A 26,426-nucleotide genomic window follows, 5' to 3' on the forward strand; every position below is an offset into this window, starting at 1 on the left:
TTTCTCTGTTAGCGATATTGCGAGAGTTTCAGCAACAATTATTGGAATGCGAGATCATAGCCTGAACCTCTCTATTGAATAAAAAGAAGCCCTCCGTATGGCAGTCCATAGCAGAGGGCTTCGTTACTATTTATGAATGCTTAATCCCAATGGTCAAAATCTCACAAGGACCAACCGATACTTCAAGCAGCGATTGTCCATCTACAGCAAGATTTTCGACTTCATGCTCAAGCACATTACTTTTATAAGCTTGTTCAAGTGACACAGCTGCTGCTTCTGACAGCTTAAGCGCCGTTTCAGAAGGCTTCATATTATACCATCTAAGCATGAAATCGCCAGATTGCTCATTCACCTTCATGGAGGAGAATGCTAGTCCACTGCCGTCCCAAGCGAATAAAGCGCCGTTTGGAGCAAGCTTGCCGGCATGAACGCCTGTCTGGCTAACCGTCCACGGCACTTGGAACTGATATGCCGCTGCATATGCGCCGGATGCAACTCCGTCGCCGTTATGCGGAAGGATCGTCAAGCTGAAGCTTTGCTCACCCAAGCATTGTGCTTCTGGTGTAGGGAATACGCCCCAATCGCCAAGCTCAGCAACTGCACGAAGCAATGTAATCGCAATGGTGTTACGTCCATCGCGCAATACTTCGTATTCATTTAGGCCAAGGTTGGCAACCGTCAAACCAGCTTGCTCGCCGCTCACATCGACAAACGCCTGTTGATGCTGTGCGTTGCTAGGATTGATCCACTCTGCTGCCGGCTCGTTATCACGCGTTGCAACCTCAAAGATGGAGTCCGCTTGATGAACAGCTGTTTCCAAATCTGTTGGGAACAATACGCGAACCCGGTGGTCCTTCGCTTGGTTGTTGAAGGAGGATTTCCATTCTACCCCTTCGCCTTTGCGGCTTATTGCAATTTCAGTCCGAATTGTAAGTGGAACTGTTGTTTCTGTACGTTGTGACTTCCGCTCAGGGAAATAAACAGCCTCTTGCTTCTCAACTTCGAAGTATGGTTCTGCTGAAGCAGGAACTGCCCATTCATGAACGATCTCGAATGCCGCACGGTATGCCGTATTCTCGATTAGACGAATGCTTGCAGGTACACCCTTCGTTGTCAACGTTTGCTCGCCGGTTGGCTGCTTGTACATATATTCGTTGCCGATATCGCCTGTATTCTCATACACGCCAAGCTCGCGATAGATTTGACCGCTGCGTTTATCGGTCAAGTTAAACAATCCGTCCTGTGCGATATCAATTCGAAGCCATTCGTTCTCAAGCGCATGCTCGCAAGCAACCAGCGATTGTGATGGCTGCAATTCTGCTTTCGCATTCCGAACATAGCCATAAGCTGCCAAGCCTAGCGCAGCAACTTCCGCTGCTTCGAATGTCAGCTTCACTTTGCGGCTCATATATGGCTGACGGAACTTGTCATCTGGCAGATCATAACCGAATTGAAGCCCCATATCAGAAGCTGTATGCGCAATGGCTTCGCCGCTTGAATTAACAAGCGTTCTGCCCGTTACATCGACAGCATACATTTTCCTGTTCATCTCATCCAGCGACAAACCATCACGGAAGTAAATGCGAGCGATGTCCAGCTCAACCTCTACTACTCCGCTGCGATCCCAGCCCGTTGTATTATACACAACAAACGGCAGTGCATCTTCACCATATTGTTCAAATATGGAAGTGTCAACCGCATCGGCAATTATCACTTTGCTATCGTCAATAATCGCTTCCGCTATATGACGGCTCTTATCGAAGCGAGTCACCATCTCACGGTGAACCTCGTCCACGCTGCAGCCGCAAATGCTGTCATGCGGATGGTTCTGCATCAGTGTTTTCCAAGCGTAAGTAAACAAGTGATGCGGGTATTCGTGGCCAAGTGAATAAGCAAGCGCAGCAAGCGGCTCCGCTACCTTCTCCAGCATGGCTTGACCAAGCTGATTCATTTGCTTCAAGTAAACACGTGCGGAAGCTGTATTCACGAGCGTTGACCAGCCGTCTGTACGTTGGCTGCGAAGCTCGCCTTTCACGACAGACAGCTCGCGTGTAAGCGAAGCATTCACCGACGCCAAATAATCTTGGAAATTCGAATGAATGAATTCTGTATCAGGGAAAAGCTCTCTTGCTGTTTTCAGCGCAGTAGACAGATCCTGCTGAATCGGCTGATGGTCGCATCCGTTCATGAACAGCAATTGGCCTGTAGCAGCATACTTCTCTGCCTCAGCCAGCTTGCGCTCCCAATATTCCTTGGCGCTTGCTTCATCTGTAGGCACTTCCATGCCGTTGCAGTACCAGTTGGCGAACAATACGCCCAGCACTTGCGAGCCGTCTGGCCCTTCCCAAATCAGCTCAGAGAAGGAAGATTCATAATCGGAATCTGCTACTGTATTGTTAAAGCCCGTTGGCTTCACGCCTCTGCCAAATACCGCATTATCGATGCCGGCTTGACGCAAAATTTGCGGAGCTTGGCCGATATTTCCGAACGTATCTGGAAAATATCCAACTTTGGCAATCGTTCCATAACGGCTTGCATCCTGATGCCCGATTTGCAGATTGCGAAGATTCGCTTCACTGCTTGTCAGGAAGGCATCCTGCAAAATATACCAAGGCCCGATCGGAATACGGCCTTCTTTAATATAACGTTCCAGGCGCTCACGATTCTCTGGGCGAACCTGCAAATAATCTTCCAAAATGATCGTTTGGCCATCCAAATAAAAGCTTTTGAAGTCCGGATCCGTATCGAGTGTATGAAGCAGCGTATCCATCAATTTCACTAGCAATACATGGTGCTTCTCATATGGCAAATACCATTCCCGATCCCAGTGGGTATGCGAGATGATATGGGCTGTTCGTTTGTCTTTCATCACTAGAACACCTCTTCTTGTTAATCGTTGTTTGCAGGAATTACGTTCACATTCACCTGATCAGGTCGGTAAACGGACAGCAGCTGACCGTTTTTATCCACTGCAAAGAGTACAGACCGTTCCTTCTCCAGCGTAAAAGCGTAGGAAACGCCGGTTACAGGGTCTTTCACCTCAATATCAACATCCAAGCTGAACTCGGATACAAATGTGAATAACGCGCCGTCTTGGAAGGACAGTTTACGACCATAAACGCCTGGCAGTTGTCCGCCTTTAATCCAATCCAGCTCCACGCTGCAGCCTGCATAGGTGAGCGCAAACTCATAAATGGCTGAGATCGGCTCAATGCGATCATTCAGCTCTACTGGCAGCGGACACCAAAGGATGTTTCCTTTGCCGTGCGATAGCTCGATAAGCTGATCGACTTCAGCTGCAGACGTTCCTTTTTGCGCTTCCTTCCATACCTGAGCAATTCTCCGATTGCCATAAGAAACAGGCAGCAAACGATCACCGATGCGAAGCAGTTCTTCGCGGCGTACATTGACAAGCTCTCTTGATCCAAACAACTCATCATGACGATCGACTTGACGCCAGTATGCATCAAGGCTTGTTGGACCAGTCAGCAGCAAAGTTGCTCCTGTACGTTCAACGTAGCTAAGCAGCTGGTTCATTGCAGCATCTTCTATATTATGGGCACTTGGTACAATAACAAGCTTAACCGGATTTGCTTCCAGCTCGTCCAGGTGATATTCCGAAGCGCCGCGGAATGGCTTGTTCAGCTCATACGCCAGCACTCGCGTTGCTTTAGTTGTTGCATCAAACGCCAGCTTGCGATTGGAGAAATCATTGGAATAAGGGAAAACGACTGCGGTATCCTCAAGCTCCCGCCCTCTGAACAAATCTCTGATTTCACCCATGAAGCGTCCGAAATCATAAGATACATTTGCCTCAGGTTTCTCCGTGCCATCTGCACGAAGTGCGCCAATGTGCGATTCATTCGCATTGTCCATATAGAAATTCGTATTCCAAATCCACTGCACCGCACCTGCGCCACCTGTTGCAAAAGCATAGGCATATTTGCGCTCAAGAATATCGCGTAGTTCTGCTTCCGAACGTTTCGCGCGTCCTTCTGGTGTTTCCACGTACATAATGCCCGTTTCCTGCACCAAATTCGGTTTGTCTGCCGTCTTAGCAAAAATACTGTCCCAAACCAAATGATCATTCAACCACCAGGAATGCACGGTTGTATAATCGACAGCCTCGCCATAGAAGAATGGTGAAGGCCTCTGCGCGCCAAGCGCTTCATCCTGTCCGACCGTAACCATATGATCCGGACATTCTTCTTTAATGGCCTGGTACAGCTCCTGTGCCCAGCGATTGTGCATATCCATGGAGAACAATACATAATCAAGCCAGCGCGTACCCTTCTTGCCTTGATGCATATCTTGAACGTCAAAGTTGATTTCCTCTGGCTCAGGCACTTTCACCGCTTCAAAGCTCGGCAGCTGCTCTGGCGTCATATTCCATAGCTTCTGCAGCTTCTCCACAGATTCGTGGCGTTCCTTAAGCCAAGCTGCATAGGCCGCCTGCTCGAATGGATCGCGTGCTGATCTTGGTCCATCAGAAAAAATACGAGGAGGATCAAACATTGACGGCTCGTTAATTAAATCCCAATCGACATGCTTCGATTGTTTGTGGCGCGAAATGATCGAGCGGATAAACCGTTTCTGTGCTTCTAAACTCCGCGGATCGAGATAAGGATTTTGGCCTTCCCAAGTTTCCGGAGTGAATGAGAAGAAAGTAAAGGTTACCTGCAAATCATGGCGTTTGGCCGTAAGCAGAAACGCATCAATGGAGCGAAGCGCTTCTTCTGATGCATGGCCATCAACCTGCATAATATTGCGATAAGCTGTCCATATGCCGGTTCTAATCCAGTTGATGCCTGCTTTGCGCATCTGAGCCATATCACGATCCCATACCGATGCGTTTGGCAAAAATAAAAACTTGCGTGCAACATCCGATGTCATGTAGGTCATGCCGACAACCGGCATCGGTCTGCCATCTTTTACGAAATAATCGCGTTCGCTCGTAACCGGAGTTCCCTCTGCAAGCAGTTCAGCATCAAAACCCCAGAAGCCTTGGCGAAGAATACGAACTTCTCCATCCGTTGACTCCGCGATACAATCCACCTTGTAGTAACCGCTCACGATTGCTAGAGGAACGGGAATACGAACGATAAGCTGTTTGCTCGCCGCTTCCGCTTTGATGCTGCTCGTCCACCGCTCATCTGGCTTGCTTTCATGCTGGATCGTAATCGAAAAGTTCCAACTTACAGCTGGCAAATCTGTCGCAGAAGCATAACGGCTAAGCTGTTGTACTTGCAGCGTCAGCATCGCACGCTCATCCAGCTCGAAGGACGCATAATTAGGTTTCAGCCACAGCTCTGTTACGCCTGCTGAGCAGAATTCCGACCAGCGGCGAAGCTCGTCCGCTCCTCCGCTTTGCCAGAATAGCTCCGTTAACGGCTGATTTACGAACAACCAGCGCGCGCCTGCGAACATTCCCTTCGTGTTCTCCCATAGTACGACAGGTGCTGCTACTTCTCTTCCTTCAGATGAAACACCCTTTAGAAGCGGGTACAATTGTGCATCCATCGGTCCAGCGGAACCCATCTGATGCGGCAAATCACTCGTTTTGGTTACATGCGGCACTAGATTCCAAGTGCTTGAAACCTCAAACATGGATTCTTTGCCTTGCATCAACGGAAAATCTTCCATTGCACGGAATTTCATAATCGGTGCTGCATCTACAGGCAAAGCCTCATGAATATGAAGCTCGCGGTGATAGGCGGTTTGCTCAGATTCTGGCTCCCAAACGCCAGCTTCGTTTTTCGAAACTGGTTTTTTGAATGGAACGCCGCCGATGCTGATTAAACCTCCACCGCGCTTTAAGTAGGCTAAAATTTCAGACCATGCTTGCTTAGGGAAATACGGTGCATGCATATTTATAAAGCTTCCGCCATCTGCAGCAGCGAGTGCCGCTCCAAGATTATTCGCGCGAACGACGCTGCCGATTTGCAGAAGCTGTCCTTCCGCATCCGAGCTTATGCGAGAATCGATTGGAAACGATGGATCATAGAAAATAATCATGCTCATAGAATCTCATCCTTCATCGCTTGATAGACAAGCTGTGAGAAAAGACTGTTCGACCAAGCGAACCATTTGCGCGTGAACACAGTTGGATCATCCGCATGGAAACCTTCGTGCATGTAGCCTGTGTCCGCGTCAGTCGCTTCCAGCATCGCAATCAAATCTAGCTTTTCTTCGCTGCTAGTAGCTGTAATGCCTTGCATCGACAATGCCATATGCCAGATGTAGCCTGGAGGCGTATGCGGGCTGCCGATACCTTTTGCTGCCGTTCCTTCATAGTAGAAAGGATTATGTTTGCTTAGAGCAAACTTTCTCGTATTCACATAAATCGGGTCTTCCGCATCCACATAACCAAGGTAAGGGATCGAGATCAAGCCCGGAGTTCCTGCATCATCCATCAGGCAGTAGTTGCCGAAACCATCCGTTTCATAAGCATAAATAGGTCCGAATTCCGGATGCTGATAAATACCGTAAAGCTGAATGCCATGGTTGACATCCTCTTCTAGCTTTTTCAATTCTTTCAGGAAATCCATGTCACGGAATACCCATTCCGCTATTTCCTCCATTTGACGAAGCGTAACAACCGCAAACATGTTATCCGGGATGTTGTAATGGAAATCACATGCATCATCGCTTGGACGGAACCCTGACCAAATCATACCCGTGTAGTTTACAGGCATGCCTAGACCAGAATTGCGAAGTGAATCAGTTGGAATGCCATTATCACGAGTAAAACGGTACGGCGATTGTTCAAAATGGCGCTGCTCTGTCTTCCAAAGCTCTACAATGCGGCGCATCGCAGCTTTGAAGCCGGAATCGAAAATATCCGTCAGCTCCGTTTCTTTCCAGTAAGCATGCGCGAGACGCATGGAGAAACAAATGGAGTCAAGCTCGAACTTGCGCTCCCATACCCATGGAGACATATCCGTTTCATCCGTAGTATTCCAGTGCCAATCATTAGCGGACTCATTGAACGCATTCGCATAAGGGTCGATTTGAATATAGGAAATATGGCGTTTAATCAAACCACTAAGAATTCTTTGCAAATCTTTATCATGTTTCGCGAATGGAACGTAGTGCATCACTTGCTCGACGGAATCACGAAGCCACATCGCAGGGATATCGCCCGTGATTACAAATGTCGTACCATCGTCCATCAGCTTTGTCGTTGTTTCCAGCGTATTCGGAAAGCAATTTTTGAACAATTGAAGCAGCTTCGGGCGATGTGCCAGCTTCTGCTCCGCTTCCTTCAGCACGTCTTGAATCGCCTGCGGCAGCGTTAGCTCAGGCATCGGAATTTTCGGTAATCTAAATTGCTCCATCGTATTTGCTCCTTTAGAAATATGATTCGTAATTATTCCTTAACGGCACCAACCGTCAAGCCTTGAATGAAATATCTTTGGAAGAACGGATAAGCGAATACGATTGGGCCTGTTGCCAGCACTACCATCGCCATACGCGAAGTATCCTGCGGCATCGACTGCAGCAAACCGGTGCTGAGCGACGCATTTTGCGAGTTTTGCATAATGAATTGCATACTATTCTCGATCCGCATCAGCATCGACTGAAGCGGCACTAAATTCGGCGTGTTAATGTACAGCAAGGCGTTAAACCAATCATTCCAATAGCCTAGTGTACTGAACAAAGCGATGGTTGCAAGCCCTGGAAGCGACAAAGGCAGCACCAGCTTGAAGAAGGTTCCAAATTCTCCCGCACCATCGATTTTGCCTGATTCTATAATAGCATCTGGCACCATGGTCGAGAAGAATGTCCTTAGGATCATAATGTAGAAAGCGTTGACCGCAAGCGGTAAAATAAGCGCCCAAATGGAATCTTTAAGTCCAAGCAGCTGTGTAACTACAATATAAGACGGCACGAGACCACCGTTAAATAGCATCGTAAAAAAGGCGAAAAATGCGAAGAAACCGCGATATTTAAAGCTTTTACGTGAGATTGCGTAAGCGAAAAGCGCTGTACATACAACACCAATGACAGTACCAATAACGGTAACAGCTATCGTTACCCCATAAGAGCGAAGCAGTTGATCCCCCGCTTTAAATAAATAGCTGTAAGCCTCAAAGCTCCATTTTTCAGGAAAAAGCGAATAGCCGTTTTTAGCTAGCGTCGCCTCATCCGTAAACGAAATGATGGTGACGAATAGAAAAGGAAATACACATAACAATGCAAAAATACCAGCCACGGAATGGAATCCTATATTCCAAATGGGCGTCAACCTATGAAAGTCGCGGGTTTTCGTTTGAGCGGACATAGCGGTTTTCCTCCCTGCGCAATGCTTGTTCCAGCAGTAAAGCCTTTAGACTAGAACAAAGCATTGTCTTTGTTGAATTTACGAACAATTCCGTTCGATGTAATAACGAGTACAAATCCAATGATCGACTGATACAAGCCTGCTGCTGTACTCATACCGATTTCACCAGTTGATTTCAATCCGCGATACACATAAGTATCGATAACATTCGTTACGCTGTAGAGTGTTCCAGAGTCCCTTGGCACTTGATAGAACAGTCCGAAATCCGCATAGAAGATTTTACCGATTGCAAGCAGCGTCAATATTGTAATGAGCGGTGTAAGCATCGGGATCGTAATGCTGCGAATTTGCTGCCATTTATTTGCGCCATCGATCATTGCCGCTTCATAAAGGGATTTATCAATACCCATGATGGCTGCCAAATAGATGACACTGTTGTAGCCGACTGATTTCCAAAGAAAAACGACGACGATAATAATCGGCCAATAGGTTGGATCAGAGTACCAGTTTATCGGATCGATGCCGAACCAGTTGAACACTTGGTTCACAACGCCTTTATCCAAGCTCAGGAAGCTGAATACGAAATAACCGACGATAACCCATGATAAGAAGTATGGAAGAAACATACCTGTTTGATATACTTTTGCTAATTTCTTGTTCGTAATCTCAGCGAGCATAATCGCCATTGCAACGGCAATGACTAGACCAAGCACGATAAAGAAGATGTTATAAACGACGGTATTGCGTGTAATGATGTAAGCATCATTGGTACTGAATAGAAATTTAAAGTTTTGCAGGCCTACCCACTTACTCTCGATAATGCTGGCAAGAAATCCATCCCGGCTGTATCTGTACTCCTTAAACGCAATAACCATACCGGCCATCGGCAAATAAGAGAAGAATATGAACCAGATTGTTGCTGGCAGCACCATAATCAACATCGCTTTATTTTTATTAATATCTTTAAAAAACCGTCCTATGGCTCCCACGTGATCACCTCTCAGTTGTCAGATTAATGAGCAAAGGTATGAAACGAATGCCGTGCATTCGCTTCATACCTCCCGCATGTTTACTTGTTCGCCGCTTTCCATTCGTCAAGCTGACGTTGTGCTTCAGCCATGATTTTATCAAGTCCAGCTGCTTTAAATTTCTCATTTGCACGTTTGATGTAAGTCTCAGGATCAACTGTTCCTGTCATAAGCGGTGCCCAGAACTCTTCTCTTACGTTTTGTACGGAAGCAATTTCAGTCGTTACTTTCGACGGATCGAAGTTGAAGCCAAGAAGAGGTGCTGGTGTTCCTGCATCGTTAAACTTCTTGAACTCTTCCCACTTGTTCGTAGGATCTGTTGTATTCAAGTACGTAAGCATTACGTTACCGAGTGAGAATGTTGGCATGTCATAGTTTTTTGACTCATCAAGGTTTTCCATAACATTGTCGCCTGTTTTCTTGTAATGAACGTTTTCGATACCGGAATCAATCATGTTGCGAAGCACTGGATCTGTGTTAAGCAAGTTTAGGAATTCCATTGCTTTTTCCGGATATTTCGAGTTAGCCGAAATAGCTTGCATCGAGCCCATAACAGACCAGTTGTAAATAAGCGCTTTGCTTGCTGGTGTTGAAACTACTGGGTAGCCATAGCTTGCAGACCATAGGTTGTCAGCGAAAGGCTGAGTTGTCGCACGGTCTGAGAACCATTTGCCAGTCGTTTGAACATCTGTCATCGAATCCATTGTTGCTGCTTCAGTTGGAATGTAGCCTGCTTTATAATATTTGTGCATTGTAGTCAACGCTTGTTTCATTTCTGGTGTATCTAGAACGTTAACCAATTTGTAATCCTTTGTATCAAGGGAAACAGCCATTGGAAGCTTCTCGATTACATAGTCATATGGCACGTAAGGCATTTGGTTTTTATCAACCGCGAAAGGATATACGCCTTGTTCGTTTTCTTTGATCGTTTTGAGCAATGGCTCAAGGCTCTCAAGTGTGTTTACTTTTGAAATATCGATTTTGTACTTGTCTACATACTGCTTGTTAAAGCGCCATACTTCTTGTGCTGGCAGCTCTTTGTTAGCAGGGATACCATAGTTGTGGCCGTCAATTTTGGAACCTTCAAGGAAGGCAGGATCAAGTGTATCGACGATGCCTTGACCGTGCGATTTCAACAAATCATCGATTTGCATGAATGCGCCTTTTCTTGCGTTCTGCACGTAGTCAAACGCCCATGAAGACGTAAACATAATGTCTACTGCTTCACCGGAAGCCGTCATAACTTGCAGCTTCTGTGAGTAATCGCCCCAGTCGATCATGCTCATTTTAACCGTAACACCAATTTTTTCTGCTGTATATTTGCTTACTTCCTGCATAACCTTGTCCACATCTTTTTGAGGCGTACCAATTGTGTACCAGAGCAGTTCTACTGGTTTCTCTGCAGTGCCTTCACCTTCGTTTTTGCTTCCGCCGCACGCGCTAAGCACGATTGACATGACCAGCATCAGCGCAAGCGCCGGCATAAATCTCTTTTTGTTTCTAATCATTGTAAGTCCTCCCTATGTCTAGTTACGAAGCACAATTCAATTGCGTAAGCATACGCTTACTTTATTGCTCTGACCTTAATTCGCGATGCGTTTTAGGGCTAACTTAAAAATAACGGATGTAACGGTTTTCAAATAGGGAACAAATTAAAGGTATGGTGTACAAATTAAAGAAAGAAAGGACAACTCCATCTTGCATTAGAGTAGTCCTTTGTAATCAGTCGGCGAAATGCCAACATATTTTTTAAATTGCTTGTAAAAATATCCAGTTTCCCAGTAGCCAACCTGAAGCGCAATTTCCTGCACCTTCAGATTCGTCTCCTTCAACATTTCCTTAGCCTTGCCTATTCGATATTTGTTTATGTACTCGGTAAAGGTTTCATTTGTCTCTTTCTGAAACAGATGTCCGAGATAAACAGGATGGATGTTGTATTGCTGGCTGAGCGATTTGAGCGACAGCGCCTGTGCATAGTTCTCATGCACATATCCAAGCAGCAGCTGAATGATCGGGCTTTTCACGTCGCGCATAAGCGAATCCACCGTCAAGGTAGCTGCTTCTTTGACGACGGAGGAGAGCCCTTCAATCGTCTCGGCTTGCATGATTTGCGTGAAACCTGCTTTGAACAGCTCAGGCTGATCTGCCTGCTTAATTTCTTTGAGCTCCATTTTGAACCGTATCATCATCTCAATGGCCATACTTTGAATATATTCCGGCGTAACGCCGTCCAGCGTCTGATAATGCTCAAATTCAGCATCGATTGCCGCATGAAGCTGCTCTAGTTCCTTCGCCTTAATCAGCTTCGAGAATAAGGACCAATTCAGCGGCTGCGACGTTACATTCTCAATGCTGTTCTTCTCCGATAACAAGCTATAGTCCAAAATAGCCGGCTCGTCGGATAATAAGAAATATTCCTGCGCTTTCTTCGCATGCGCGTAGCTTTGCGGCGCTCCCTCGCCTACCGCCTCCACACTGCCAAGTGAAATACGCATCGGGCTCGGAGCGAACCGTTTCTGCATATTTTCAAGCATGCTTATCGCCTTTTCCTTACCCTGCTCCTTGTCCTCCAGCATAAACACGATAACCAAGTCGCCATCAATGTCCACAAACGGCAGCATCGACGGATCTTCCATGGCAAGCCGCTGTACGGCTTCATAGGACGGCTCGAACTGACTTTCCGTTCGAATAATCGCAGTCACAAGATAAGGCGCATCCAGCCGGATTTCAAGCATATCGGTACGTTCGATCAGCTCATTTGGCGCAATGCGTCCAGTCAGCCACCGATACAATATATTATCCCTAAGAATGCGAATATCATAATCACTAAATAATCGGTCTGGCCTTGTTGTGTTCAATTTGTCGATTGTATTAGCCAGCGTCTCCTGMAGCTCGTCAATATTAATCGGTTTAAGCAAATAATTTTCCACACCAAGCTTAAGCCCTGACTTGATATAGTCAAATTCGTTGAAGCCGCTCAAAATAATGACCTTCAAATCCGGCCGGAATTGCCGTGCTTCCCGAATCAAAGTTAAGCCGTCCATCACAGGCATTGAAATATCCGTAAGCAAAATATCAGCTGATGACTCCTTCAACGCTTCAAGCGCATCTTGGCCATTTTCTGCTGAACCGACGATTTCAAGGCCAAACGCCGCCCAATCAATAATGTCGTACAAGCCTTCTATAATAAACGGCTCGTCATCTACAAGAAATACTCTATACATGCTGCGCCTCCTCTAGCACTGGGAATTCAATCGTTACGATCGTTCCGACGCCTGGCGTGCTGTTAATTTCAACACCATATTCCGTTCCATACAGCAGCTTCAGTCTCTCATGCACACTGCGAAGACCAAAGGAATCGCCGCTTTCCTCCAGCGTGTCCATCGACTCACGAATGGACGCGAGTCGCCCAGACGCTATACCTCTGCCATTATCCTCGACTTGAATTTGTATGCGATCCTCTATCTGCCGAACATTTATTTTCACTTGGTTATCCGGCCTGCGCGCTTCTAGACCATGTACAACGTAATTTTCAATGATCGGCTGAAGTGCCATTCGCATTATATTTTTGCTTGCCAAGCTCTGATCGCAATGAATTTCATAAGACAGCTTATCCTTATAACGAATCCGAAACAGCTCCAAATAGAGGCGCGAAGTCTCTAGCTCATCCTTGAGCGTGTTTTCACCTTTGGGCTGAACGAAGCTTTTGAATAACACCGATAAGCTGTATATCATTTCGCCTACGTCCTTCGCTCCTTGCGATACGGCCCGCATCCGAATCACTTCGAGCGTATTGTACAAAAAGTGCGGATTCACTCTAGCCTGCAGAGCAGCAAGCTCTGTATGCTTTTGTTTAATCTCCGCTTTATAGACGCGGTCGATATGCTTTGTCAGCTCGCCGAGCATATCGTTAAAGCTTCTGGAAATTTGCCCAAGCTCGTCCTCTTTCTCGTCTTGGATGCGTGCGGACAAGTCGCCGTTCTCCACTTTGCGCATAAATCGTATTATTTTATTCGTTCGTTTCGCGAAATTGATAACAACCAAGGTCGGAACTAGCAGCACCATAATGATACAAATGATACTAATCAATGTAATCGTGTGCTTCAAGCCTTGATAGGCAGCAGCTACCTCCGCCTTTGGCGCTACACCAACTACGGTATAACCCGCTTCGGTTTGCGTGAACATCTTGACATAAGATTCCTGCTCAAGCATCACAGTGTCATTTAAGGAATCAATTTTATCGATATAAGGGTACCGTTTACCATAAAAGTTGTCTGAGGAATCGAAGAGCACTTCCCCTGTTGGTCCGAGGACAAGAATGTAGCCCTTTAATTGCTCTTTATAGCTCTCAAGTGCTTTTTGAATCCGTTCTGAGTTGAAATAAACGAGCAGCTGCCCTAGGTTTTTCAACGTATTTTTGTCCGTAATGGGGACACGTATCGCGAATAGCTTTGGATCCTGCTGTCCAATTGCCGTTCGTACCCATGCATTCGGCAGCGTTACTTTACTTGCTTCCATCGCCATGGCATCCGGGATATAGGAATGTGCGGCATTCGTAGATATTAACTTCGTTACATGCCCCTGCTTGTATGCGTACAAAAACTGCTTTTCCGAGCTGTATAGCAGCAGGTTCTCGATATCGGCATCATTTTCAACCTTATTTTCAAAATAATCCAGCCCCTTCGGCATGTCGATATTAATAGAAGAGGCATACTGATCCAATTGATAATTGATGTAATCCTCGAATGGATTTTGAAGAAAGTAAGTAAGATGAAGGGATAAGGCTTCATTCCGATACACATCAAGCATAATGGACTCCACCGATTCAAATTTACGAGCCATGTAGCTATTCACGCTATCGATCGCTTTTTTCTGATTTTCAAGCTCATTGCGTACAATCGATTCTGACATGACATTAAACATAAAATACGAAAAGGTTACGATCGTCACTGTTGTGATCAATGCAAACAACAAAATCATTTTCATGAAAAGATTATTTTTGACATAGTTGTGGTACAAGCTTTTTGCCTTCAAAATAAGCTCCTTTCCCGTGAATGATCGTTGCTCTATAGGTTGATCGGAGTTCACGATATGGGGTACAAGGTTTAATAATACTTCAGTATGATTTGCTGGCACAAGTATGCTCCTTAATAATCGGCAATTGAAGGGTACGGTTGAATGGCGCCTCGGAAGGGGCGTATAATGTAAAGGTGAGAGAATCCGCAAGATTGGAGATGAGAGCATGACAATTGGTAAAATGCTTCGAAATGTTTCCGTCGGACTGATATTCGGCATACTGGCCATTGGGTTACTGCCGTTTCTGGTCATCTTTAACTGGGCGGAGATGCTCAATCTTGTCGAACTCGAAACCTCGCCATTATTTATGCTTCTTGGACGATTTATTAGACCGACCGTTCGCAAGAAAAGCATGAACAGCGTGAACAGCATGGACAGTCAGGAACACAAACAAGAGCTCAATCAATAAACTAACAGCAGCCTAAACCGTTTGCATGAACGGAGACCCGGGAGAGCACCTTATTTTGGTGGCATTCTTCCGGGTCTTTCTTTCTCGCTTAAACGAGCGATTTATAGTAAAATGGGGCGATGCAACACTATACGATTATGAGGTGCCCTTATGTCCATTAGCTTCACAACATCCATTATCAGCCGCTTAAAAAGAGAAATCGCTGACATGCAACAGCAAACCAGCAACGATAAAAGCAAAAAAGAGAAAGCTCTCTCTAAAATAAAACAACTGCAAAAAAACATCAAAATGAGCTCTTCCCCCACCGACCTTAGCAGCAAGATGACTCAAATTACGAAATTAAACGAAGAAGTAGCCAGAATTGATGCTTCGCAGGCTGCTTTAACTAAACAATTAGCTGCAAAAAATGCAGAGCTTCGGCAGCAGCTTGCCAAAAACGAGCAAAAAAGCGAAAAATAGCTTTAGCATAGAGACCTTTCACAAGTTCAAATGAGCTTGCGAAGGGTCTTTTTGTTATCGGCTTGATATGGTGAGATTGTCCATTCCTCGTATACTTTAACCAAACGCGCGCATCCTATGGAAAAAAAGCAGGGCGGGGATTGTATGCATACAGTTTGGAAAGGTGCGATTAGCTTTGGATTGGTTCATGTGCCTGTAAAAATGTTTACAGCAACAGAAGATAAGGATATTCATTTCCGCCAAATACATAAGGTTTGCGGCATGCCTATTTCCTATGTGAAGACTTGTCCTCACTGCGATGAAGCCGTTAAACCAGAGGATATCGCTAAAGGTTTTGAATACGAGAAGGACAAGTTTGTCCTCTTTAATGAAGAGGAGCTTGAAGCGCTAAAGCCTGAATCTGCACGGGTTATTCAAATTCTCGACTTTGTCGATTTAACGGATATCGATCCTCTCTATTATCAAAAAGCTTATTACCTCTCTCCCGACATGTCAGGGGCTGGAGCTTATACGCTGCTGCTTGAAGCGATCAAGCAAACAGGTAAAATCGGCATCGCCAAAATATCGATCCGCAGCAAAAGCAGCTTGGCCGCGATCCGCGTTGTCGGAAACTGCTTATGCATGGAGACAATGCATTATCCAGATGAAATTCGGCCGCTAGCAGAAGTGCCTAACCTACCTGGGCTTGCTAATGTCAATGAAAAGGAACTGCAAATGGCAAAACAGCTCATTGAGCAGCTGTCTGAACCGTTTCATCCTGAAAAATATACCGATGATTACCGGGCTGCCATGCTTGAAGCTATTCAGCATAAAATGGCGGGCGAAAGCGTTGATATGGTTTCGGCTCCGGCTGTTGGACGGACGAATGTCATTGACTTGCTGGCTGCGCTGCAAGCTTCCCTCGAAGCTGCCAAAACACCGCCTGCTGCTCCAAAGAAAAGGAAGAGCACTACTAGAAAAGCGAAGGATGCCGGATAATGAACACGATGTCTTTGCTTCCTCTGCCGAAGGTGCCCATGGCACCAGTTACTTCACCCGATATCCCTACTGGCTCGGAGTGGGGATATCAAATCAAATGGGATGGCGTTCGCACGCTCGCTCGATTAGATGGCAGCGGCGGTGTTGAACTATTTTCCAAACGAGTAGAGCCGAGAAATACCACTTTCCCTGAAATTGTAGCTCTCTTGTCGCCGCTGCGTGTTGGGCCTTGCATCCTTGATGGTGAAATCGTCTATTTTGACGGTACTCGTCCAAACTTTCAGCGCAGCCGCCTAGGTGTACAGAAAAGGTCAGGCAAAGATGATCTTTTATTCGTCATGTTTGATATGCTCAATGATAACGGTGAAGATTTGCGCAGCTTTCCCTTCCGTGATCGTTACAGCCGGCTTGCTGCCAAGTTTCCTGAAAAATCGCCGCGCCTGTTCGTCACCGACTTGTTTGATGATGGTCAGTCCTTATGGGAATGGCTTATCGAACGGGAGTGGGAAGGGCTCATATCGAAGCGTCTGGATAGTCCTTACAGCGAGGGCAAAGGCCATAAGGATTGGTTCAAGAAACGAAAGGAAGTACGAATCGTCGCGGACGTTGTTGGGGTGAAATTAAGGGATGGCCTTGTGTCGAGCCTCGTGCTGCAATATGAAAATAAATATATTGGGCATGTGTCGGGGCTCGACAATGCATCAAAAAAACTGTTGCTCCAGTTTATGCATGACCACCCGGGAGATTGCCCCTTCCCTTCGCTTTCGCAAGGCATGAAGAAATCCGACGTAGTCTGGCTTGCCGTACATTTCCCATGCAGGGTGACCGCACTCGAGTTTACGGATACGGGCCTGCTTCGCCAACCGAAACTGCTAGGTTTCGGTGCGGGAGACGGCGAGGTTTAGCGCTGATGAAAAGTTTAATCGGACGATTAAAGAGGAGGTTGCCCCACAAGGTCATACTACTTGCGGGACAACCTCCTCTTACACTTTTCCGCCCAAACCCGACAAATACCCCACTATGCGTCGATTCAGTAAAGATAGCGCTAGAATCTAGACCTATTTTCAACAAACATGAGCTTTTCAAGGAAATAGGACTAAAAAGTAGGCTTATTTCTACTCGCAACCCGCCAAATGCCCCACTATGCGTCGATTCAGTAAAAATAGCGCTAGAATCTAGACCTGTTTTCAACAAACTTGAGCTTTTCGCGGAAATAGGTCTAGAAAATTGTGTTATTTCCACTCATAACCCGCCAAATGCCCCACTATACGTTGATTCAGTAAAAATAGCGCTAGAATCTAGACCTATTTTCAACAAACTTGAGCTAGTCGCAGAAATAGGACTAGAAAATAGGCTTATATCCACTCATAACCCACCAAATACACCACTATGCGTCGATTCAGTAAAAATAGCGCTAGAAACTAGACCTATTTTCAACAAACATCAGCTTTTCGCGGAAATAGAACTAGAACCTAGGCTTATTTCCACTCATAACCCGCCAAATGCCCGACTATACGTCGATTCAATAAAAATAGCGCTAGAATCTAGACCTATTTTCAACAAACATTAGCTTTTCGCGGAAATAGGTCTAGAAAATAGTCTTATTTTGAATGACAGACTTCCACCTGTGCTTCATGCGCATGCGTCCACTAAACTAACTAGAGCCACACCGATACCACAAAGCAACTTCCCAATCCAGCTACTCCTTAAGTCCTTCATATATCGCGTGGAGCAAACGGTGCGTTTCATCGCAGCTGTATTCCCAGAACATTACGCCGCCAAGCTCACTCGCCTTAACATACTCGCATTTATGATGCAGCGATTGTTCGTCGTCATAGGAGATAAAGCTGCTTCCGTCGTAGAGGTATGGCGCCTTCGCTTCGTCGTCCCAATATCGAACATAATTGTTTTTATTGATGTATTCCGCTGCAAGCTTGGTGAAATCTGGTCCATATCCGCCTGTGCTGCCCGCCATTTGATGAAGCCCATTTGCGCGATTAGGAACGTTATGCCAAACCCGAGTATAAAACGCCGCGCCTATAACGATCTTTTCCTTCGGCACGCCTGCTCGGATGAACAAATTAACGGATGCATCCGTACTGATGCGGAATAAATCTCCGGTTGGTGTATACAGATTCGTATGATGCCCCGTTAAAATTTGAAATCCACCGCGCATATCGTAGGTCATCAGCTGAACAAAATCCAAGTATTGCTGGACTTGATCCATTTCTGTACCGTCTACATAATATTGGTCCGCGCCTGCCGCAATCGTAAGCAAATAATGTTTTCCGTCACTTGCGCCCTTCTCGTCCAAAGCTTCGCGGATGGTTTTGAGCAGCAGAGTGAAATTGGTCTTATCATCTGGACTCGACGCTATGCCCGCTTCACCATAACAAGGATACTCCCAATCGAGATCGACTCCATCAAATGGATAGTTGGTTAATACACGAACCGCCGAATCTGCGAAGCGGCTTCTCCCTTCAGCAGTAGATGCAGCTTCAGAAAACCCGCCTGCGCTCCAACCGCCAACAGACAATAATATGGTCAGCTCTGGATGCTCGTGTTTAATCTTGCGAAGAACATCAATATGCTGCAAATGCTCTGTAATAATTTCATCATTGCGCACATGGCCAAATGCCACATTCAAATGGGTAAGCTTCGTTAAATCTTCACGCGTCATGTCTGGAAGCTTTGAATCTGATGCATAACCCGCCACAATATATTTTCGACTTGCCATTACGTATCACTCCGTTTCGTTGGTTGCTGCCATATGCTAGTGAGAATCTGCAATGCTTCTTTCCCTGTACCGATCTTGTATCCTGATGCTGTATAACGAATTTGATCTTGGCCATCCAGTACGAGCAGATGCGGGAAACCCGCTTCGCTAGCTGGCGGCACTGCTATAAAGTCCGGCAAAGACGCGTAAGTGGAATCACGAACAAACACGGTACGCGAAGGCAACCCCTTATAACGAGAAGGATCAAAAGATGCCGTCCATTCGGAATCACCTACGACAAGCACAATCGGCGCTCCAAGTTCGGTCAACGGCTCAGCAAGCTCGCTGAGTTCACGGAATAAATGTTTGGTAGGCTCGCGCTCCGGCTCCAGCCAAGCAACAATTGCCCCATTCATGCCGATAAGCTCACCAATCGATTGGTCTGAACCATCGAGCATCGTAAACGTATCGTTTCTGTTTAGCGCCCCGAGTACTGGAATACCTTGCTTCGCACTTCGGAAAGTCAGCGGAATATCCATTTGTTCTCCTGCACGCAACTCGAAATAGGTAAAGCGAACGCATGCGGTACCATCTTTTAACCGAATACCTGTGGTCAATCGATAGCTGCCTTGCGCAAGCTCGAACAGCTCATCGTAAACATCAGATTTACCATTAGGGTAAACTAGCGTTTTATATATGCCGTTCTCCAGCCGGGCGAACGTGAAGTTCTCAGAGTACGAAGCTGCCTTAGCTTCATCGGATGACTCGTTATCTTTAAGAAGCCGCAGCTTGCCGTTTACCTTCTGCTCCAATTGCTGCAACGCTCGATTTGCAAATAATGCATCCTGCCAGCCAACGTTAGCCATCGCCATGTATTGCGGCTTTTGCTCACTTGGATGCAGACGTGCTGGAATGCCTATGCTACGGCAGATCGCCACAAACATAATATTGAGAGAAGCCTGATCCCCTTTCTTGATCTTAAAGGTTCCAACTGGGTTGCCTCTGCCCTTCAGATTAGGAAGATCCTCCCACAACGACCACTCTGAATCCAGATGGCGTACAAGCTCAGCTGTATTTTGCCGGTACAATGCCACTTGTGCTTCAGTGAACACCTCTTGGAAAAAATGCTTATAAGGTACGATCATTTCATATAACACTCGCGGACAAAGGATATACCGCGAGAAGATGTCTTCGGGAAGCTCACCGCGCTGTGTCAGAGAACCGATTAGATGATCGTCAAGCTCCTTGCGGAACGTATCGGAAAGATCCTTCTCGTTCAAGCTCTCCAGCAGCTTAAGCGGCCATTCTCCAAATTCAGCAGAGCGTTCCTGCAAGAAAGCTGCGATCTCGCGGCTATTTCCCCGTGCCTTGCGCAGCACATCCCACACTCGCTCCTGCGGAAGACCAGCAGCCGCGGCAATATCCGACGCCTGCGCTTCGCTTAGGAATGTTTGTTCATAGCCGCTGCGGATGCCCGTGCCTTCTTCCAGGCGGCTATTATGCCGCTGAACCTTCTCCTCGGAAAGCACATCGAGAGCTTTGCCATTACGTTCAGGAGGTGGAACCATATCAAAGTCAGTTATCCCTTCGGGCTGCTGCACTTGATCCAGAACGATCTCGAAGCGCACACGATCACTAACTGTAACCTTCTTTTCTCCCCACTTGCCATCCATCACAGCACGAATCAACAGATCTCCGTAGCCTGTCTTAAACGCAGCCTCACCCAGTTCGTTTGTCTTCAGCTCAGCAATCGGATAAAATTCAGCCATATTATAGAGCTCAAAATAAACATTCGCGCCGCTGACCGGTTCGTTCAGCTCATCCTTCACAGCGACAGTAATGCTTCGAGTAGGCGCATAACCCTCAAGCAAATTAATTTCTGTAAACCAATTATCCGCAAGCGTAATATCCTCAGGGCCCGGGTAATTTGCGAATACCCGAGTATTGATCAGCATTGCCCGCCGCGCTGGAGGAGTGAACCAGCCTTGATCAAGGCGAGCTTCCGGCTCACAGGCGCCGATATAGTGCCACTGCCCGTCAGCCCAAGCTTCTACCCAAGCATGGTTATCGTCACAATGCGCCCAGCGCGGGGTGTACACTTGGCGAGCAGGAATGCCAATGCTCCGAAGCGCTGCAACAGCAAGTGTCGATTCCTCACCACACCGGCCTCGAGCATTTCGAATCATCGTAAGCGGCGAGATCGTCCGCAGATCGCTGCCAATGTAGTTCGCCTTCTCATGGCACCAGTAGTTCGTCTCCAGAATCGCATCCTCCATCGACAAATGCGCAGTACGCTCCGCCAGTTCACTGTACAAGATACCGCGTGAATCCTCGATGTTTTCCGTGTTCACACGGTAGGGCAACACAAAATGCAGGAAGAGATGATCCGGCACCCGTTTCCCCCAAGGCACTTTTCCCCGAATGTCCAGCGTCTGCCGCACATGGCTTAGAAATAACGTACCGTCATAATCAGCCATATCATTTACAGGCATATAGGCGTACAAATATTTAAGCGCCCATGTCTCTTCATCCGTTAGCGGCTGCTGAAAAATATCAAACAGCTCATGCTCTCTCGCCTTAGCAAGCAGCTGCTTCTCACGAAACTTGCGTTCAATCAGCTCCATCGACGCTTGCTCTAATGAGAATACAGAGGTTTGCAATGTCATGCGTACTCACTCCTTCCATAGCTTTCCGTCTTGCCTAATGCAGAAGCTCGACTTCCCGTCGCTAGACGGCGTTGTGATTTGGAACATGGAGCGGGTCGTCTCAATGGCAGGCAATATGCTCCACTGCTCTCCGCCATGCATCAGCGATTCCGCATCAGCAGTAAATTCACCGTGACTTGCAAAGTAATTGCGCTCACGATAATAGAGCTTGCGCAGCTCCCACTTTATGCGTTCATCCGGCGGCTGTGCGAACGAATCAGGACCATCTTCCCCTGCAAACATGACATAACCCCATAGCTCAGGATAATGCATATTAACAAGTCCCATCGGAGACCATACCCAGTTGTCCTCTGGATAGGATTTGCCCGTATCCGGGTTGATGATCTTGCGGTATTCGCCATCCTTCACTTCAACGCGCCATTCAACGCGGGAGAAATTGACGCGCCAAAACTCGCCATTTACTGGCGCTCTGCCTTCAGGCGCGCATTCGCGCAAGCTTTTCCAAGGCATCGCTACTTCAATGCTCCACTTCCGATTCGCTGCTTCCGGCCGATTCAGCTCGCCGTCAATATGTACAGCTGTCTGAAGCCCGCTAATGTCCCAGCCGTTAATCGGCGGACCACCGTCACGGTATGGCTTAACCAGCAGCAGATCCCACACGGTGTTCAGCGCGTTAATTTCAAACTCATAATAATTGTGGCTGTCGCCATCGGGATCAATAAATATTTCAAAATCATTATCATAAAAAATGACCGAATCCCGCTCCGTCAATGTCGCCCAAATCTCGTCTTCAATCAATTCTGCCGCAAAATAGAAATAGTCGTCATCCCACAGCATTTTCACGCGGGTCTGCTTCGCAGGTTTTGGCCGAAGATCGCCTTCGATATCTACAAAATCGTCCGTCCAGTCCGCTGCTGCCCAGAACGGCTTATCTACTCGCCCGTCAAGAATGAGCGGCTCCGCCGCGCGGCGACATACATAATGTTTGGGTGCATATTCGATGTTCGGCTCCTGCAATCCGCTTAAATTCATGTTATCCCTCCGTTTGAATTACTATGAATCTTTGAAAACGATGAAGCTCGCTTAAAGTACACATTCATGCCAGAAGCGGCGCAGGTTGTCCATCGCAATGCGGGAGGCGGATTTGCACTCTTCCATGCCTTCGAATTCGATCGTCATATAACCATCGTAACCCGATTCCTTAATAAGCTTGACGATTTTACGGATCTCAATATCCCCTTGACCTACAATCGCCCCGCGCAGGTAGTTGCCGTTCGAGGTCAAAAACCAATCACCGTCACCCGGATGCTGATCATATGGACGGAAGTAGAAATCTTTGAAATGGATAAGCGATGCATAAGGCAAGTTTTTCTTAACGCCGATGATCGAATTCTCATCTACGCACATAAAGTTGCCAATATCGAGAGTCGTCTTGAAATTCGGCCGGTCTACCGCATAAAGAACACGTTGAACCCGGTCGCTGGACTGTACGCTGAAGCCATGATTCTCTATCGTCGTTGTAATGCCGTATTGCGCGGCATAGTCCGCGATGAGCTGGCTGCCCTTCACCATGAGATGAAGGTTCTCCTCGAACCACTGAATCGTCATCTTCTCCGGCGGAATGGTGAAGGCGGTTACATCATGCCGCATATGATTCATGCCGAGTCGATGCACAAGATCAACATGCAGCTTGACCCGCGCGACCTCCTCTTCAAACAATTGCTCCGTATCCTGCACGAAGTTCGCCGGCATCGAATAGTTGGAGAGGGCAATGCCAACCTCCTTTGCTTTCTCGCGTACAGCATCCGCCAGCTCAGGGTTGTCAACGAGCGTATAGCCATATGGAACAATCTCCATATGCTCGCCGCCGTTATCGGCTATCCAAGAGATGGCATCAAGAATGCTCATCTCTCCCGATTTTATGGCGCTTAGCAAGCTGTAAGAACTTAATCCAATTTTCATCGTTTCTTCCTCCTAAGTAGACAGATCACTTGATTAGTTATGCGTTACAACTGCGCCTGAACCACCATACATATCAAGCTCCTCATCAAATTCCAGCTTAAGCACGGTCACTTGCTTGTGAGTGTCTTCCGCTGTCAGATGAATCCATGTCGTCCCCGGAATATTGAACCACGGCACCCCGCCATGAATTTCATGCGTAAGCTCTTTGCCGGAATGCAGCACCGTAATCTTTTTGACCTTGTTGCATAATCCCTTTAGGCATACATTCTCTTTCGGATCATCATACACAAACAGATACAATGACTTTTTATCTTTGGATATGGTGCTGCCGCCCAAATAATAGCGGGTCATAATGCCTTCATCAGTCCCAAACACCGCTTCTTCGTGCGTTCGAATCCATTCGCCTAATCCCAGCAAAATATCCTCTTGCCGTTTATCTACCGTTCCATCCTCCATCGGCCCGATATCAAGCAGCATGTTGCCTCCCAAGGTAATGCAATCACAGAACATTCGAATGATTTGATTTAATGATTTATATTTATCGTCCGTCGGCACATACCCCCACGAACTATTAATGGTTGTGCAAAACTCCCAAGGCCCCTCCGGCCGCGTTATCGGAATCCCTTGCTCCGGTGTCTTGTAATCCCCGTAACCTTGCAGGCGCGAGTTGATAATAATGTCTGGGTTAAACGATTGCAGATATTGCTTGAATTCGGGCAAATTCCACTGCTCAGCGCTGCGTTCCCAATCGCCGTCGAACCAAAGAAGATCAACCTTCCCATAGTTCGTTAAAACCTCCCGCAGCTGATCATTGTTAAACTTCAGAAAAGCATTCCACTTTTCTTCATCCTGAACACCATCTATCGGGCTCGAAAATTTGTTAACCTTAGACAAGTCATCCGGCACCTTGCCGCCTTCAAACACAGATGGATAATCGGGATGCGACCAGTCGATAAGTGAATAATACATCCCAAGTCGAATCCCTCTTTTCGTGACGGCTTCCGCATATTCCTTGATCAGATCCCGCTTTGCCGGCGTTTTTTTCACAACGCTAAGGTCACTGTACTGTGTATCAAACAATGCTACGCCATCGTGGTGCTTGGTCGTAAGCACTGCGTACTTCGCTCCCGATTGCTCAATTAAATCAGCCCATTTGTCCGCATCGAACTTCGAAGCCGTAAAGCCGTCCAATTGTTTCATATAATCGTCATAGCTCATTCTTCCGTTATAGAACGACCATGACTCCGATACACCATCTACTGCATAAATACCATAATGTATAAAAATACCTAGCTTAGCTTCCTTAAACCATTGCTGCATAGCAGACTACCCCTCTCGATTAACGAATCCGAAACACATGCGCGATTGGTGCTTGTTCTGAGTATTCATTCACTGGCAAACGGACAATAATGCCGTTTTCTGCTTGGCTGTACTGCAAATGGTCTTGTCCACCTACGAGATCAATCTGGCTGAAAGACTTCTGTATAGGGAGGTATAATTCCTCTTTCACAGCTTCTTTTTCATCCTTGTACAAATAAAAGGCATAAGCCGTATCTCCTTTTCTCGTAAAGTGGCAATTGTCAGCAGAAAAAGGCTCACAAATTCGTGTTCCATAGATTGCCTCACCATAAACCTTCAACCAATCGCCCATCCCTTTGATACGGCTAATGGCTGTAGTCGACAACCTGCCGTCAGGCTGTGGACCAACATTCAATGCCAGGTTTCCGCCTTTCGCAACGATTTCAACGAGCAGATGGATCAGCTGTCGAACCGTCTTGTACTTGTCCTCATAACGGAAGGAGAATGAGGTGCCCATTGTAATACAGCTCTCCCAAGGCACGTTAAGCGGACGCTCAGGCAATGTCTGCTCTGGTGTTATGACATTTTCATAAGGGCCGCCGACCGTGCGGTCAGCCGAGAGCAGCCAAGGCTGAATTTCCCGCGCCTTCTCAACCACCTCGCCTAATCGGATGTTTTGATCGCGGTAATCGTTAACCCAACCTGCATCGAGCCATAACATATCGATGCGGCCATATTTCGTCATCAACTCCATAATTTGCGCATGGGTGAACTGCACGAATTGCTCCCACAAATGTGGATATTGCTTCGGGTCATAGGAAGGCCCCCGCGCGGTAAACGACCCACGCTCCATGCCTGGCGCCCAGTAATATGGCGTATGCCAATCTGCCTTCGAGAAGTATGCTGATATAGCTAAGCCCTTTGCGCGGAAAGCATCAAACAGCTGCTTGCAAATATCGGCGTACTTATGCGAATGGAAAGGACAATCAGGGCTCGTAATCCGGTAATCCGTCGTATGGGTATCCCACATGCAGAAGCCATCATGATGCTTGGTTGTAAAATTCAAATACTTAAAGCCATTCTCCGCAGCAAGATCTGCCCATAGCTCAGGCTGAAAGCGAAGCGGGTTAAAGGTTTTGTTTAGCCCAAAATACTGCCGCTTCAATTCCTCTGCGTCTACATTCCAATCGATGCCATCGCGTGACCATTCCTCATCCTTGTCACTCAGCGCCCATGATTCAACTACACCTAACTGTGAATAAGGCCCCCAGTGCATCATAAGGCCCAGCTTCTGATCCTTGAACCACTCTAGCCGCTCCTGCAGAAGCGGGTCCTCTGGCTTCACCCATTGCTCTTCACTGCTGTAATTGTGGACACCCTGCTCAACAACTTGCTCTAGTTCTTCTGTCGTCTTTATTTCGCTCATGGTTACCTCCAAGTATAGTAGGACTTTTGTAAGCGGTACGTTCATTGCCTTCTTCTGCTCTATGTCCAAATTGTAAATTTGTTGCTATGATTAGTAGCGACGAAAAGGATTGATCGATCATAG

At 46.9% G+C, this 26,426-nt stretch carries 18 protein-coding genes; 4 read left to right on the forward strand and 14 right to left on the reverse strand.

The features are described 5' to 3' along the window. Window positions 1–130: 130 nt before the first annotated feature. The 8 genes from AC1DPK_RS10490 to AC1DPK_RS10525 all read right to left on the reverse strand — a co-directional run bounded on the left by AC1DPK_RS10490 (window position 131) and on the right by AC1DPK_RS10525 (window position 14,448). Window positions 131–2,869: an alpha-mannosidase gene (locus tag AC1DPK_RS10490; protein WP_477510247.1), complete on the reverse strand. Its 2,739-nt coding sequence runs from the start codon at window positions 2,867–2,869 to the stop codon at window positions 131–133. Between the two features lie 20 nt (window positions 2,870–2,889). Beyond that, window positions 2,890–6,021 (reverse strand): beta-galactosidase, encoded by a 3,132-nt coding sequence (locus AC1DPK_RS10495; RefSeq protein ID WP_477510248.1) that lies wholly within the window; start codon window positions 6,019–6,021, stop codon window positions 2,890–2,892. Beyond that, window positions 6,018–7,337, reverse strand: coding sequence for a glycoside hydrolase family 125 protein (locus AC1DPK_RS10500; protein ID WP_076269715.1), 1,320 nt, complete (start codon window positions 7,335–7,337; stop codon window positions 6,018–6,020). The genes AC1DPK_RS10495 and AC1DPK_RS10500 overlap by 4 nt, the downstream gene beginning before the upstream one ends. Before the next feature lie 32 nt (window positions 7,338–7,369). Beyond that, window positions 7,370–8,284 carry a carbohydrate ABC transporter permease gene (locus tag AC1DPK_RS10505; RefSeq protein WP_076269714.1) on the reverse strand — a complete coding sequence of 305 codons (915 nt, stop codon included), beginning with the start codon at window positions 8,282–8,284 and terminating at the stop codon, window positions 7,370–7,372. 50 nt (window positions 8,285–8,334) lie between these two features. After that, complete coding sequence (locus AC1DPK_RS10510; RefSeq protein WP_179089866.1) at window positions 8,335–9,273, reverse strand: ABC transporter permease; 939 nt, start codon at window positions 9,271–9,273, stop codon at window positions 8,335–8,337. An 80-nt stretch (window positions 9,274–9,353) separates the two neighbouring features. Then, a complete protein-coding gene (locus tag AC1DPK_RS10515) occupies window positions 9,354–10,820 on the reverse strand; it encodes an ABC transporter substrate-binding protein (RefSeq protein ID WP_076269713.1) in 1,467 nt (488 codons plus the stop codon). Between the two features lie 195 nt (window positions 10,821–11,015). Further along, entirely contained in the window at window positions 11,016–12,536 is a 1,521-nt protein-coding gene (locus tag AC1DPK_RS10520) for a response regulator (RefSeq protein WP_477510249.1), read from the reverse strand. Then, the gene (locus AC1DPK_RS10525) at window positions 12,529–14,448 is read right to left on the reverse strand and encodes a sensor histidine kinase (RefSeq protein WP_477510250.1); all 1,920 of its coding nucleotides are present in this window, start codon (window positions 14,446–14,448) and stop codon (window positions 12,529–12,531) included. Before AC1DPK_RS10525 ends, AC1DPK_RS10520 begins: the two co-directional genes overlap by 8 nt. Before the next feature lie 106 nt (window positions 14,449–14,554). Between AC1DPK_RS10525 and AC1DPK_RS10530 the strand changes: the two genes are divergently transcribed. The 4 genes from AC1DPK_RS10530 (at window position 14,555) to AC1DPK_RS10545 (ending at window position 17,139) form a co-directional block, all read left to right on the forward strand. Further along, the gene (locus AC1DPK_RS10530; RefSeq protein ID WP_339207313.1) at window positions 14,555–14,797 is read left to right on the forward strand and encodes a hypothetical protein; all 243 of its coding nucleotides are present in this window, start codon (window positions 14,555–14,557) and stop codon (window positions 14,795–14,797) included. A gap of 150 nt (window positions 14,798–14,947) precedes the next feature. Next, window positions 14,948–15,256 (forward strand): hypothetical protein, encoded by a 309-nt coding sequence (locus AC1DPK_RS10535; protein ID WP_441877200.1) that lies wholly within the window; start codon window positions 14,948–14,950, stop codon window positions 15,254–15,256. A 144-nt stretch (window positions 15,257–15,400) separates the two neighbouring features. After that, on the forward strand, window positions 15,401–16,234 hold the full coding sequence (ku, locus tag AC1DPK_RS10540) for a non-homologous end joining protein Ku (protein WP_477510251.1): 834 nt from the start codon (window positions 15,401–15,403) through the stop codon (window positions 16,232–16,234). Continuing rightward, window positions 16,234–17,139 (forward strand): ATP-dependent DNA ligase, encoded by a 906-nt coding sequence (locus AC1DPK_RS10545; RefSeq protein ID WP_477510252.1) that lies wholly within the window; start codon window positions 16,234–16,236, stop codon window positions 17,137–17,139. The genes ku and AC1DPK_RS10545 overlap by 1 nt, the downstream gene beginning before the upstream one ends. Window positions 17,140–17,933: 794 nt before the next feature. Here the strand turns inward: AC1DPK_RS10545 and AC1DPK_RS10550 are convergent. The 6 genes from AC1DPK_RS10550 to AC1DPK_RS10575 are packed head-to-tail and all read right to left on the reverse strand — an operon-like array spanning window position 17,934 to window position 26,303. Next, window positions 17,934–18,971: a glycoside hydrolase family 18 protein gene (locus AC1DPK_RS10550; RefSeq protein WP_477510253.1), complete on the reverse strand. Its 1,038-nt coding sequence runs from the start codon at window positions 18,969–18,971 to the stop codon at window positions 17,934–17,936. Further along, window positions 18,971–21,616 carry a transglutaminase domain-containing protein gene (locus tag AC1DPK_RS10555; protein WP_477510254.1) on the reverse strand — a complete coding sequence of 882 codons (2,646 nt, stop codon included), beginning with the start codon at window positions 21,614–21,616 and terminating at the stop codon, window positions 18,971–18,973. Before AC1DPK_RS10555 ends, AC1DPK_RS10550 begins: the two co-directional genes overlap by 1 nt. A 6-nt stretch (window positions 21,617–21,622) precedes the next feature. Then, complete coding sequence (locus AC1DPK_RS10560; protein WP_477510255.1) at window positions 21,623–22,648, reverse strand: carbohydrate-binding family 9-like protein; 1,026 nt, start codon at window positions 22,646–22,648, stop codon at window positions 21,623–21,625. Between the two features lie 51 nt (window positions 22,649–22,699). Then, entirely contained in the window at window positions 22,700–23,578 is an 879-nt protein-coding gene (locus tag AC1DPK_RS10565) for a sugar phosphate isomerase/epimerase family protein (RefSeq protein ID WP_477510256.1), read from the reverse strand. 33 nt (window positions 23,579–23,611) lie between these two features. Beyond that, on the reverse strand, window positions 23,612–24,898 hold the full coding sequence (locus AC1DPK_RS10570; RefSeq protein ID WP_477510257.1) for an alpha-L-fucosidase: 1,287 nt from the start codon (window positions 24,896–24,898) through the stop codon (window positions 23,612–23,614). A 19-nt stretch (window positions 24,899–24,917) separates the two neighbouring features. Next, a complete protein-coding gene (locus AC1DPK_RS10575; protein WP_477510258.1) occupies window positions 24,918–26,303 on the reverse strand; it encodes an alpha-L-fucosidase in 1,386 nt (461 codons plus the stop codon). Between the last annotated feature and the right edge of the window lie 123 nt (window positions 26,304–26,426).

It is taken from the genome of Paenibacillus sp. 01T424 (genome assembly GCF_056398745.1).